This window comes from Dechloromonas sp. ZS-1 (genome assembly GCF_039649255.1).
In the GTDB taxonomy this organism is placed as follows: Bacteria; Pseudomonadota; Gammaproteobacteria; order Burkholderiales; family Rhodocyclaceae; genus Azonexus.
On the sequence record NZ_JBDIYD010000002.1, the window covers coordinates 207,694 to 220,589 of the forward strand.

The 12,896-nt window shown below is 62.5% G+C and carries 12 protein-coding genes and 1 tRNA gene; 9 read left to right on the forward strand and 4 right to left on the reverse strand.

The annotated features are described in order from the left end of the window. Nucleotides 1-225: 225 nt before the first annotated feature. Nucleotides 226-2,430, forward strand: coding sequence for an OsmC domain/YcaO domain-containing protein (locus AACO21_RS03820; RefSeq protein ID WP_346191164.1), 2,205 nt, complete (start codon nt 226-228; stop codon nt 2,428-2,430). A gap of 270 nt (nt 2,431-2,700) precedes the next feature. On the opposite strand, the gene AACO21_RS03825 is transcribed toward AACO21_RS03820, so the two are convergent. Both AACO21_RS03825 and AACO21_RS03830 read right to left on the reverse strand, forming a co-directional pair. Beyond that, nucleotides 2,701-4,020: a hypothetical protein gene (locus AACO21_RS03825; RefSeq protein ID WP_346191165.1), complete on the reverse strand. Its 1,320-nt coding sequence runs from the start codon at nt 4,018-4,020 to the stop codon at nt 2,701-2,703. Nucleotides 4,021-4,248: 228 nt separating this feature from the next. Continuing rightward, nucleotides 4,249-4,333: transfer RNA gene (locus AACO21_RS03830), tRNA-Leu, on the reverse strand. Nucleotides 4,334-4,386: 53 nt separating this feature from the next. Between AACO21_RS03830 and hpnC the strand changes: the two genes are divergently transcribed. The 5 genes from hpnC (at nt 4,387) to AACO21_RS03855 (ending at nt 9,509) form a co-directional block, all read left to right on the forward strand. Continuing rightward, nucleotides 4,387-5,196, forward strand: a complete 810-nt coding sequence (gene hpnC, locus AACO21_RS03835) for a squalene synthase HpnC (RefSeq protein ID WP_346191166.1) — start codon at nt 4,387-4,389, stop codon at nt 5,194-5,196. Between the two features lie 4 nt (nt 5,197-5,200). Next, nucleotides 5,201-6,034: a presqualene diphosphate synthase HpnD gene (gene hpnD / locus AACO21_RS03840; protein WP_346191167.1), complete on the forward strand. Its 834-nt coding sequence runs from the start codon at nt 5,201-5,203 to the stop codon at nt 6,032-6,034. A 5-nt stretch (nt 6,035-6,039) separates the two neighbouring features. After that, a complete protein-coding gene (gene hpnE / locus AACO21_RS03845; RefSeq protein ID WP_346191168.1) occupies nt 6,040-7,269 on the forward strand; it encodes a hydroxysqualene dehydroxylase HpnE in 1,230 nt (409 codons plus the stop codon). 84 nt (nt 7,270-7,353) lie between these two features. Then, entirely contained in the window at nt 7,354-8,637 is a 1,284-nt protein-coding gene (locus AACO21_RS03850; RefSeq protein WP_346191169.1) for a bifunctional diguanylate cyclase/phosphodiesterase, read from the forward strand. A gap of 2 nt (nt 8,638-8,639) precedes the next feature. Further along, entirely contained in the window at nt 8,640-9,509 is an 870-nt protein-coding gene (locus AACO21_RS03855) for an HDOD domain-containing protein (protein ID WP_346191170.1), read from the forward strand. Nucleotides 9,510-9,590: 81 nt separating this feature from the next. Here the strand turns inward: AACO21_RS03855 and AACO21_RS03860 are convergent, their stop codons facing one another. Continuing rightward, nucleotides 9,591-10,265, reverse strand: a complete 675-nt coding sequence (locus AACO21_RS03860) for an ABC transporter ATP-binding protein (protein WP_346191171.1) — start codon at nt 10,263-10,265, stop codon at nt 9,591-9,593. On the opposite strand from AACO21_RS03860, the gene AACO21_RS03865 reads away from it, so the two are divergent. Further along, entirely contained in the window at nt 10,264-10,887 is a 624-nt protein-coding gene (locus tag AACO21_RS03865; RefSeq protein ID WP_346191172.1) for an arylesterase, read from the forward strand. The two genes, AACO21_RS03860 and AACO21_RS03865, sit on opposite strands and share 2 nt — an antisense overlap. 4 nt (nt 10,888-10,891) lie before the next feature. Next, complete coding sequence (gene mnmH, locus AACO21_RS03870) at nt 10,892-11,953, forward strand: tRNA 2-selenouridine(34) synthase MnmH (RefSeq protein ID WP_346191174.1); 1,062 nt, start codon at nt 10,892-10,894, stop codon at nt 11,951-11,953. On the opposite strand, the gene AACO21_RS03875 is transcribed toward mnmH, so the two are convergent. Further along, nucleotides 11,926-12,468 (reverse strand): methyltransferase domain-containing protein, encoded by a 543-nt coding sequence (locus tag AACO21_RS03875; protein WP_346191175.1) that lies wholly within the window; start codon nt 12,466-12,468, stop codon nt 11,926-11,928. The genes mnmH and AACO21_RS03875 overlap by 28 nt on opposite strands. Between AACO21_RS03875 and AACO21_RS03880 the strand changes: the two genes are divergently transcribed. Further along, a complete protein-coding gene (locus AACO21_RS03880) occupies nt 12,467-12,877 on the forward strand; it encodes an OsmC family protein (protein WP_346191176.1) in 411 nt (136 codons plus the stop codon). The genes AACO21_RS03875 and AACO21_RS03880 overlap by 2 nt on opposite strands. The last annotated feature ends 19 nt before the right edge of the window (nt 12,878-12,896 follow it).

A 12,896-nucleotide genomic window follows, 5' to 3' on the forward strand; every position in this document is an offset into this window, starting at 1 on the left:
CACCCCGCCCATCCCCACACCCGGCCAGCAATACAGCCCATCACAGCGCGCAAGCCGCCCCCGGCAAAACTGCGGCTCACCGACGGTCGACCGTCGGAAAGGGGCAAATTTCACCCGCGACGATCCGGACACATCGGACACCGGGCGCCCGTACCTCCCGGAAACCCGGATAATGTCGCCCCTGCTGCCCCGTTTTTGTTTTGAACGCTTTTTGGAAATCCCCGCATGGAAATCAAGGTCAACTTTCTCGACAAGCTTCGTCAGGAAGCCAAGTTCGACGACTTCACGGTCATTGCCGACCAGCCCATCCGCTACAAGGGCGACGGCTCTGCGCCGGGGCCGTTCGACTATTTCCTGGCTTCGTCGGCCTTGTGTGCGGCGTATTTCGTCAAGCTTTACTGCGACACGCGCCACATCCCGACCGAGCACATCCGCCTGTCGCAGAACAACATCGTGGATCCGGAAAACCGCTACAAGCAGATTTTCAAGATCCAGGTCGAACTGCCGCCGGACATTTCCGAGCGCGACCGCCTGGGCATCCTGCGCTCGATCGAGCGCTGCACCGTCAAGAAAGTCATCCAGACCGGCCCTGAATTCATCATCGAGGAAGTCGAGAACCTCGACGCCGACGCCCAGGCCCTTCTGACGGTCGACACCACCTCGGGCACCAAAACCACCATCCCCGGCAAAGACCTGCCGCTCGAAGACACCATCGCCAACATGTCCGGCTTTCTGGCCAGCCTGGGCATCAAGATTGAAATCGCCTCCTGGCGCAATCTGGTGCCGAATGTCTGGTCGCTGCACATTCGCGACGCGCACTCGCCGATGTGTTTCACCAACGGCAAAGGCGCCACCAAGGAAAGCGCGCTGGCCTCGGCGCTGGGTGAATACATCGAGCGCCTGAACTGCAACCATTTTTACAATGACCAGTTCTGGGGCGAAGAATTTGCCGATGCGCCCTTCGTGCATTACCCGGAAGAACGCTGGTTCAAGCCGGGCAAGAAGGATGCGCTGCCCAAGGACCTGCTCGACGCGTACACGCTGGAAATCTACAACCCGGACGGCGAACTGCGCGCCTCGCACCTCTACGACACCAACTCCGGCAACACCGAACGCGGCATCTGCGCCCTGCCCTACGTGCGCCAATCCGACGGCGAAACGGTGTACTTCCCGACCAACCTGATCGACAACCTCTACCTCAGCAACGGCATGAGCGCCGGCAATACCCTGCCGGAAGCGCAGGTGCAATGCCTGTCGGAAATCTTTGAGCGCGCCGTCAAACGCGACATCCTCGAAGGCGAAATCGCCCTGCCCGATGTCCCGGCCGAGGTGCTGGCCAAATACCCCGGCATCCTCGCCGGCATTGCCGAGCTGGAAAGCCAGGGCTTCCCGATCCTGGTCAAGGATGCTTCGCTGGGCGGCGAATTTCCGGTCATGTGCGTGACCCTGATGAACCCGCGCACCGGCGGCGTCTTTGCCTCCTTTGGCGCCCATCCGAGCATGGAAGTCGCCATCGAGCGCAGCCTCACCGAACTGCTGCAAGGCCGCAGCTTCGAAGGCCTGAACGACCTGCCGCGCCCGACCTTCGAGAGCAACGCCGTCACCGAGCCGAACAACTTCGTCGAACACTTTATCGACTCCAGCGGCGTCGTGTCCTGGCGCTTCTTCAGCAGCAAGTCGGACTACGACTTTGTCGAATGGGATTTCTCCGGCCACGGCGAAAACTCGAATGCCACGGAGGCCGCCGCCCTCTTCGGCATCCTGGAGGCCATGGGCAAGGAAGCCTACATGGCGGTCTACGACCAGCTCGGTGTCACTGCCTGCCGCATTCTCGTGCCCGGCTACTCCGAGATTTACCCGGTGGAAGACCTGATCTGGGACAACACCAACAAGGCACTCGCCTTCCGCGAAGACATCCTCAACCTGCACCGCCTCGACGACGACGCGCTGGCCGACCTGCTCGAACGCCTGGAAGAAAGCGAACTCGACGACTACACCGACATCATCACGCTGATCGGCGTCGAATTCGACGAAAACACCGTCTGGGGCCAGCTGACCATCCTCGAACTCAAGCTCCTGATCAACCTCGCCCTGCAAGACTTTGAATCCGCCAAGGATCAGGTCGACGCCTACCTGCAATACAACGAAAACACCGTCGACCGCGGCCTCTTCTACCAGGCCATGAGCGCCGCCCTGAGCATCGAACTCGACGACGAGATGGATTTCGCCGACTACGAACCCAACCTCCGCCGCATGTTCGGCAACGACCGCATGGACGCCGTCATCGGCTCACTGGAAGGCAGCCTCCGCTTCTACGGCCTGACGGAAACGAGCATGAAACTGGAAGGCCTCGACCGCCACCAGCGCCTGATCGACAGCTACCGGAAACTGCATCAGGCCCGCGTGGCAGCGGTGGCCAAGCAAGGCTGAACAGGGAACTCATCCTCAGGACAACAAAAAGCCCAGGCTGCATGCCTGGGCTTTTTGTTTGAGGTGGGTGGCGGGTGGTCAGCCGAAGCAGCCATTCGGATAATTTGTCGGGGCAAGCAACTATGGGTTACTCAACCGGTGCTACCGCATGAGGCATGCCAGATACAAGTCCCTTTGGAAAAAGCGCGAAACTTTCGCCCATTATTCATGCGTACTCATGGACTGCTAGAGCAGATACCATTCCAACGCGCTAGGTGCGCTGCTACCGGTCTACTGTGTAGCAGCCTTGCCTAACTCTTCAGACTCCTGCTTCCCCTCTCCTGTTGTCTTTTGGGCAAACCCATCTGTTGTATTCCGGCCCTTCTTGAAAATTTCAACCAGGGTGTCTTTGAAATTTGGAACCGCAGCCATTGCTTCTTTAAAGACCGGAGAGGTCATAAATTCATGCCAAGGGCTTCCGTGAGTTGTCCCCTCGACAAGGCGCAAAGGAGCCTCCTCCAAGCGCACCAATGCAGTGCTAAATAATCGGGCCTCAAACACTTCATCAATGTTCGCAGCCTCTCTCCTATAACCCTCATAAGCCTTCGCCACAGACGCCTTAAAAGCATAGTCCTCGGCCAGCCTAAATCTATGACCTATTTGTTTTGTAGCGACCCAAGCAAACCAGAGGGGGCCACCGATACCCAATACCGTCAAAAGAATGTGAGCAAACACAGTTTCCCAATGGAGCGTTCCGCTGGAAAAAACAGCTGATAGTGTATCTATTCGGTTTTTACCAATAGCCCCTCCAGCGGCTAATGCTGCGGCCAGCCCAAAAACCCAATAGCGCATAGATACTCGTAACGAAGCTGCCCGCTCATCAAAGGCAGCGGCAAGTCCCTTGGTCGTGGCTGCACGGTAAGCCTCATCACACTGATCGACAATTTTTGCAGCCTCCTTCGCTTTGCCAACCATCCCATCAAGATATTCCTTCGCCTGCGTTTCTCGTGAGGCTATTTTTTCAACATCAATTACTGCTCCCTCGGTCAACCTGTCGATTTTTTTTCGAGCTTCCGAAAGTGCTTCCATGTCTGCAGGAAGTGACTCCGCAGCATCATGGGCACTTAGTATTCCTTTAACTTTTTCGTCCAAGGACTCCAACTCTGGCTCTATCTCAGCCAAACGGGCAGCGCAGCCTCTGACCCTCCTCGCCAATTTCGGTGGAAGCCGTGATGGGTCATCAATTTTCTGCCAAGAGTAATAAGGGGCCAGTTCCTTTTCCAGAAAGGACATCGTTGCCATATACGCGGCAGATGCGTGTGGTACGTTACCCCCGTTAAAGAGTTGAGGGACTGTCTGCTGCTTTAGAACTTCGATTTGCTTGGGTAGTAGTGTTAGACAATCAAACTCATCCAGGTCAATCTTTTCTGGGTCCGCCTCCTCCAACCACATCGCTATGCTGTCGGGAATGGCGGCTAAATCGATACGGGTTATGGCGGGGCAATTCCATCCATATGCTTCTGTTAAGGTTCGGCTTTCTCCGGAGGTATTGCGAACAGCGTCAGCCAAATTTCGTAACGACCCACAGATGTCCTCAAAAACCTTATGCATCGTCTAGTCCTTATTTTTGAATTTCGATGCTTGGATTATGCCATTTGAAATGACAGCCATCCGGAATAAAGCATATTAAGCAAACTGCTCAACTTTTGACCGACAACCCGCCCAACAAAAAAAGCGCCCCCAAGGCGCTTTTTTCTTCCCTTCACAAACCCAACAGGCAACAAAAAACCCGCTGTCACGCGGGTTTCATGTTGGGTAGGCAGTGTGTGCCGTGCTTGCTGGTGCCCAGGAAGGGACTCGAACCCCCACACCTTGCGGCGCCAGAACCTAAATCTGGTGCGTCTACCAATTTCGCCACCTGGGCAAGCGGCGCGCAGTCTACCATGAGTGGCGCTTCCCCCCTATACTTGCGGCCCCATGCCCGTCGACCATTACGAAAACTTCCCGGTTGCCTCCCTGCTCGTGCCGCCAGCCCTGCGCCGGCCGATCGAGGTGATTTATCAGTTTGCGCGCAGCGCGGATGATATTGCCGATGAGGGCGATGCCGGGCCGGCGGCCCGGATCGAGGCTTTGAATGCTTATCACCGGGAGCTGGATCGCATTGAGGTGGGGGAAACACCAACCACCGATCTCTTTGTCCGCCTGGGCGAGGTGATCCGGGCGCATGGCTTGCCGATCCGCCTGTTCCGCGATCTGCTGGATGCTTTTGCGCAGGATGTGATCAAGAAGCGCTATGCCGATTATCCGGAGCTGATCGAGTACTGCCGCCGCTCCGCGAACCCGGTCGGGCGTCTGGTGCTGCATCTGGTGGGCCGCACGTCGCCGGAACATCTGGAGCAGTCGGACTGCATTTGCACGGCGCTGCAATTGATCAATTTTTGGCAGGACGTCGCGGTCGACTGGCAAAAGAACCGTGTTTACATCCCGCAGACCGATCTGCCGCACTTCGGCATTTGCGAAACCGATATTGCGGCGGGCCGCTGGTCGCCCCATTGGGAACGCCTGATGCTGTTCGAGATCGAGCGTGCGGAGCGCCTGATGCAGCGCGGGCAGCCGCTGGTGCATGCCCTGCCCGGCCGCCTGGGTTGGGAAATCCGCCTGACCGTCCAGGGCGGTCTACGTATACTTGAACGCCTGCGCCAAGTGCGCGGCAATGTCTTTGAGCAACGCCCCACGCTGGGCCCCCGTGATTGGCTGGTGATGATCGGCCGCGCTTTTAGAATGTAAGACCATGACGCCTGATCAATACTGCCAGGAAAAGTGCGCCGCCAGCGGCTCCTCCTTCTATTACAGCTTCCTCTTCCTGCCCCTGGAGCGCCGGCGCGCCATCATGGCGCTCTACGCCTTCTGCCGCGAGGTGGATGATGTGGTGGATGAATGCCAGGACATCTCGCTCGCCTCGACCAAGCTCACCTGGTGGCGCCAGGAGATTGAACGGGTGGCGAGCGGCCAGCCGCAGCATCCGGTCGGCCAGGCGCTGAAGGCGCTGGAAGGCAGCTTCCATCTGCCCAAGGAACAACTGCTGGAAATCATCGACGGCATGGAGATGGATCTCCAGCAGTCGCGTTATCTCGACTTCAAGGGCCTGTCGCTGTACTGCTACCGCGTGGCCAGCGTGGTCGGCCTGCTGGCAGCCGAAATCTTCGGTTATCAGGATCGTCAGACGCAGAAATATGCGCACGATCTGGGCATGGCGTTCCAGCTCACGAACATCATCCGCGACATCGGGGAAGATGCCCGCCGGGGCCGCATTTACATCCCGATGGATGAACTCAAGCAGTTCAATGTTCCGGCCAAGGACATTCTGGACGGCAAGTATTCCGACAACTTCGTCGCCCTGATGCAGTTTCAGGCCGAGCGGGCGGAAAAATACTACGCCCAGGCTTTTGCCCAGTTGCCGGCGGTCGACCGCAAGAATCAGCGTCCGGGCCTGATCATGGCGGCGATTTATCGCACCCTGCTCGATGAAATCCGCCGCGACAACTTCCAGGTGCTGCATCAACGCATTGCCCTGACGCCGGTGCGCAAGATCTGGATCGCCTGCAAGACCTGGATTCGCGGCTGAGCGCCATGCGCGTTGCCATCGTCGGTGCCGGCTGGGCCGGTCTGGCCGCTGCCGTCGAACTGACCGCGCGTGGCCATGCCGTGACGCTCTTCGAGGCGGGCCGGGTGGCCGGCGGTCGGGCGCGCACGGTGGAACTCGACGGACGACGCCTCGATAACGGCCAGCACATCCTGCTCGGTGCCTATCGCGACACCCTGGCGCTGATGCGCCGGGTGGGGGCCGATCCGGATCAGCTGTTTGAACGACGCCCGCTGGCCGTGCATGAGCCGGGCCGCTTCCGCCTCGCCCTGCCCAAGCTGCCCGCGCCGCTCAACCTGGCCTGGGGCCTGCTCACGGCGGCGCCGGTCGACCTCGCTGAAAAGCTGAAAACCGCCCGCTGGATGCTCGGCGTGCAAGCGCGGGGGTTCCGGGTGGGCAACGACACCACCGTCGCAGCCTGGCTCGACGCCGCCGGCCAGACCGGGGCTTTCCGGAAACACCTTTGGGAACCGCTCTGTCTGGCGGCGCTCAACACCCCGGCCGAACGCGCCTCCGCCCAGCTCTTTGCCAATGTTCTGCGCGACAGCCTGGGCAGCCCGCGCCGCGCCGATACCGACCTGCTGCTGCCGCGCGTGCCGCTCGGCGATGTGCTGCCCGAACCGGCCGTAAGCTGGCTGGCGCAGCAGGGTGCGACGCTGCGCTTTGGCGTACGCGTGCAACAGGTGACGCCGCAGAACAACGCGGTGCTGATCGACGGCGAGGCCTTCGACGCCGCCATTTTGGCCGTGGCGCCACAGCACCTTGCGCGCCTTCTGCCCGACGCCGCGCCCCAACTCGACTACGAGCCCATCGCGACGGTCTACCTCGAAATCGGTGCCAAAACCGCCGCACCGGCGGCCACCCTGCCCTTCCCGCTGCAGCATCTGAACGGGCGTATCGGGCAATGGGTGGTGGATCGGGGCGATGGGGTGCTCGGCGCCGTACTGAGCGGCCACGGCCCCTGGGAGGCCTTGAGCGACCGGGCGCTGGCCGAAGCCTTGCAGGCAGAACTGGGGCTGACGCACAGCCCGCGCTGGTATCGCGTCATCCGCGAAAAACGGGCCACGTTTTCCGGTCGACCGCAGCTGGCACGTACGCCCGCCGCCACCCGCTGGCCGCAGCTGTGGATTGCCGGCGACCATACCTGGCAGGACTACCCGGCAACGCTCGAAGGCGCTGTCCGCAGCGGCCTTCACGCTGCCCGCCAGCTCACCTGAAAACTCGCCCGACGCCCGTCCCCACGAAGCGCCAAAGTTGCGCTAGACTCCCGAAGATCAAGACAGGGAGGGGAACGGGAGCGGATGGACAGCCTCACAGGCTTTCTCGATCGCAAAGCATGCATGCGCGAAATCGACCGGCTGGCCAGCCAGGCCCGTCAGGACGAGACGCCCTTGTGCGTGCTCTGGATCGGGCTCGACCGCTTTCGTCAGGTCAACACCTCCTTCGGCCACGAAGCCGGCGACAACGTGCTCGCCATGCTGGCCTACCGCCTGAAAACCCAGGCCGATCCGGAGGCCATCCTGGGCCGCATCGGCGGGGACGAATTTGTCGTCATCCTGCCGCGCACGCCGATGCCCGGCGCCGAGATCGCGGCGGACCGCATTCACCGCATCCTGCAGGCGCCGCTCGAAGTCGGCCAGGTGGCCTTGCGTCAGGCCTGCAGCATCGGCCTGGCCCTGCTTGATCTCACCGAACGTCCGCTCGATGTGCTCGAACGCGCCGACCGCGCCATGCACGATGCCAAGCGGGCCGGTGGCAACCAGACGGCGGTGGCCGGCGAGGAACGCATCACCGGACGCTTTGGCACCGAACTCGCCCGCGAAGAACTGGCCATCGAGGAGCGCCTGCACGAGGCGCTCGAAAATGGCGGCCTCGCGCTGCATTACCAGCCCATCCTGAATCTCGCCGATGGCAGCCTGGAGGCGTGCGAAGCCCTCATGCGCTGCAATTCGCGCGGCGCCTCCATCCAGCCCAACCAGTTCATCCCGGTGGCGGAGAAAACCGGCCTGATCATTCGCCTGGGCGAATGGACCATGCTGACCGCAGCGCGCCTGGCCGACCATCTGATCCAGATCGGGCGCCCGACCAAGATCGCCGTCAATGTCTCGCGCGCCCAGCTGACCGCGCCCAAGTTCCGCCAGGTGCTCTACGGCGTGCTCGCCTGTAGCGATGTGCCGCCCGGCCTGATCGAGCTGGAGCTCACCGAATCGCTGTTCATGGACACCTCCGAGACCGTGCGCAATAACCTCGCGGCAGCGGTGGAGGCCGGCTTCCCGCTGGCCATCGACGACTTCGGTACGGGCTATTCCTGCCTCGCTTACCTGAAGGATTTGCCGGCCCGCAAACTCAAGCTCGACCGGGCTTTTGTAAAAGGTTTACCCGAAGATAGAAAATCATTTGCCATAATCCGTACAATTACGCAGCTCGCCGCCGATCTGGGCATGACCATCGTGGCCGAGGGCGTCGAGACGGACGCCCAACGCGACATCCTGGCCGAGGCCGGCGTCACGGCATTGCAGGGCTTCCTGCTGTCGTATCCGCTTCCTGAAACCGAACTCGAAACCTGGCTCGCTACGCATTACTGATTATGGACGCTCCCGCCCCCAAGACCCTCGAAGGCGAACTGCTCAACAGCATCCGCCAGATCGGGATTCCCCCCCGCCCCCTGATCCTCGAACAGGTTGTGGCGGAGATGGGGCGTGACGAACCCGATCTGCGCGCCCTGGCCCGCGCCATCAGCGCCGACGTCGGGATTGCCGGCAGTCTGCTCAAGGTGGTGAACTCGCCCTTCTACGGTTACCGCAGCAAGGCACGCACGGTCCAGGATGCGCTCTCCATGCTCGGGCTGGCCGTGGCCGCCAGCACCATTGCCGGCATTGTGCTGCGCAAGGCCCTGCCGCCGATGCCGCGCCTGGAACGCTTCTGGGATGCCTCGGCCCGCGTCGCCCGCCTCTCTGCCTGGCTCAGCCAGAAATGCGAGGCCGTCGCCGGCCTGCGTGCGGAAGATGCCTATACCTTCAGCCTGTTCCGGGATTGCGGCATCCCGATCATGATGCGCAAGTTCCCGAACTACTTCGAGATTCTGGCCGCGGCCAATGGCGATCCCGCGCTGCCGTTCACGGTGGTTGAAGAACAGCATCTCCCGACCAACCATGCCGTGGTCGGCTGCCTGCTGGCGCAATCCTGGTGGCTCGCCGAGGAAACCTGCCTGGCCATCCGCAATCACCACGATTTCATCACGCTGGCTGCAGGTGGCGGCGCCCTGCCGCCGCTGTCGCGCAATCTGATTGCCATCGCCGGTCTGGCGGAATACATCGACCAGCAACTCACCGGCCAGAACCAGACCAACGAGTGGCTCAAGATCGGCAAGCCGATCCAGGCGTATCTGGGCCTCAGCGACCCCGCCCTCGCCGCGCTGGTCATCGAAGCCGGCACGCTGCCGACTGAAAGCGACTGAGACGCGCTCCCCCCGCCGGGAAAGCAGCGCCGTCCCGGCGCATCAGCCGCGTAGTGGGGCAGCGCTGGGCGCCACGCCCCTTCAGTCGTGCAAGCGCCCGCCCTGAATGCGCAGGGTGCGCCCGCAGCGCCGGGCAATCTGCTCATCGTGCGTCACCAGCACCAGCGTCGTGCCCTGACGGGCATTCAGATCGAACATCAGGTCAATGATCTGCGCGCCGGTGTCGGCATCGAGGTTGCCGGTCGGCTCATCGGCCAGGACCAGGCGCGGCTCGGGTGCAAAGGCGCGGGCCAGGGCGACGCGCTGCTGCTCGCCCCCGGACAGATGCTTGGGGTAATGCCCAAGGCGATGCCCCAGGCCCACGCGTTCCAGCCAGGCTTTGGCGGCGACGGTCGACCGGCCAGAACCGGCCAATTCCAGGGGCAGTTGCACATTCTCCAGGGCCGTCAGGGACGGCAGCAGCTGGAAATTCTGGAAAACGAAACCGAGCAGGCGCGCCCGCGCCTGGGCACGCGCATCCTCGTCGAGGTCGGCCAGGGCCACCCCGTCCAGCCGCACCGAGCCGCTGCTCGGCACATCCAGCCCGGCCAGCAAACCAAGCAAGGTCGATTTACCGGAACCGGAGGCGCCCACGATGGCCACGCTTTCCCCCGGCATGACCGAAAAGGAAATCTCCTGCAGAATGCAGAGTTCGGCCCCGCCGTTATCGACGGTTTTGCCCAATTTTTCGACGTTGACCACCGGTTGATCTGCCATGCGGCGTATTCCCCTGAAACTGATTCTGTCGATGCTGGCCATCCTCGCCAGCCTGCTTCCCCAGCCCGCCCATGCGGCGAAAACCCTGCTGGTTTTCGGCGATTCGCTCTCCGCCGGTTACGGCCTGCGCCCGGACGAAGCCTGGCCAGCCCTGCTTGACCAGCGGCTGAAAGCGCGGAAGCTGGATTATAGCGTTGCCAATCTCTCGATCTCCGGCGAGACCACCGCCGGCGGGCGCGCCCGCCTCGATGCCGCGCTCAAGACCCATCGCCCGGCCGTCGTCATCCTTGCCCTGGGCGCCAACGACGGCCTGCGCGGCCTGCCGCTGGCCCAGATGCGGGCCAATCTGGAGGCCATGACCGCCAGCGCCCGCCAGGCCGGTGCCCGCGTGCTGATCGCCGGCATGCGTCTGCCGCCGAACTATGGACCATACGCCGACGAGTTCCAGGCCAGTTTCGCCCGCGTGGCACAGGCGCAAAAAAGCCCCTTGCTGCCTTTCCTGCTCGAACCGGTGGCCAGCGAGGCGCGCTTTTTCCTGCCGGATAATCTGCACCCCACGGCCGACGCCCAACCGCGCATTCTCGATCATGTCTGGGGCAGCCTGCAGCCGCTGCTAAAATAGCGGGATGAAATACGCCCGCCCGACCGTGGCCGACATCCCGGCCTACGACGAAATCATCGATGTCCGCTCCCCAGGCGAATTTGCCGAAGACCACATTCCGGGCGCCATCAACTGCCCGGTCCTCGATGATGCGCAACGCGCCGAGGTTGGTACGCTGTACAAGCAGGTTTCCCCCTTCGAAGCGAAAAAGCTGGGCGCGGCGCTGGTTTCCGAGAACATCGCCCGCCACCTGAAGGAACGTTTCCTGAACAAACCCAAGCAGTGGAAGCCGCTCATCTACTGCTGGCGCGGCGGCGACCGCAGCGGGTCGATGACCACCATCCTGCGCGCCATCGGCTGGTCGGCCGGACAACTCGACGGCGGCTACAAGGCCTGGCGGGGTCACACCGTCGAACGCCTGATCGCGCGCCCGGCCGAGATGCAGTTCGTGGTCATCGGCGGCCCGACCGGCAGCGCCAAGACGCGCCTCCTGCAAGCGCTGGCCCGTCAGGGCGAGCAGGTGCTCGATCTGGAAACCCTGGCCAGCCACAAGGGCTCGGTGCTCGGCACCCTGCCCGGCCAGCCGCAACCGCCGCAAAAATGGTTTGAGACCTGTGTCCTGCAACAACTGGAGGCCTTCGATCCGGCCCGGCCCGTCTATGTGGAAGCAGAGAGCCGGAAGATCGGCCGCATTCACCTGCCGGAAGGCCTGATCGAGCGCATCCGCCTGGGCGAGTGCATTCAGATCGACGCCTCGCTGGACGCACGCGTCACCTTCCTCCAGGACGACTACGACTATTTCATCCAGGATCCGGCCCGCCTGCAACGCCGCCTGGAAGCGCTGCGCAACCTGCACAGCCGCGAGGTCATGAACCAGTGGGAGACCCTGATCCAGGCCGGTGACTGGCCGGGCATCGTGCGCGACCTGCTGGAAAAACACTACGACCCGCTCTACCGTCGCTCGCAGGATCGCAACTTTGCCCGTCAGGCCGACGCCACCGTTTTTGCCACCGACGACCTGTCGACCGTCGGGATCGAGCGTCTGGCAGCCGCCATCATTCAGTCGCGCCGCGCGCAGATGGCCTGACGCAGCGCCGGTTTCGGCGTCTCGACGTAGCCCTCGACAAAGGCCAGTTCGCGCAAGCCCGCCGCACTGCAAACCTGGCGCAACTCACCCGGCGCGAGCAGGAATTTGGGGCTGGATGGTTTGCCGTAGGCCTCATTGCCTTGCATGAAGGTTTCGTACATGAGCACGCCGCCCGGCGCCAGCAGGGCGAGCAATTCGGGCAGACGGGCGCGCCACAGATAATTCGTGACGACGATACCGGCGTAAGCCTGCCCGGCCAGCGGCCAATCGTCGCCTTCGAGATCCATCACCTCGGCGGTGATACCCGCCTCGTTTTGCAGCGCAGCAATGGCCTCGGCATCGCGGTCGACCGCATGCACCGACCAACCCTGCGCCGCCAGCCAGCGCGCATGCCGTCCGCTACCGCAGGCAAGATCAAGCACACGCCCGCTTTTCGGCAGTTGGGCGGCATGTGCCACGACCCAGGCCGAGGGCGCTATCATCGGGCTCTTTTCAACGTGAAGGAGATCGGACATGTCAGGCGTGGTGCTCGTTGCAGAAAACGGACTCGGAAGATACCAGCAATCGGTCACGGCCGGCGAACACCGGCTGGTCGCGGACGAACCGGCCAGCATGGGCGGCGGCGATGCCGGCCCGGCCCCCTTCGATTTTGTGATGGCCGGCCTGGGCGCCTGCACCTCGATGACCCTGCGCATGTACGCCGAGCGCAAGGGCCTGCCGCTGGAGAAGGTCGAGGTCGCCTTGCGCCACCACAAGCTCGACACCGAGACCGGCAGCCGCGACTGCATCGAGCGGAAAATCACCCTCACCGGGGCGTTGACCGTCGAGCAACGGCAACGCCTGCTGGCGATCGCCAACAAATGCCCGGTGCATCGCGCCCTGTCGCAATCCTTCCAGCTCGACTGCTCGCTCACGGAGTCCTGATCAGCTGACTTCCCTCATG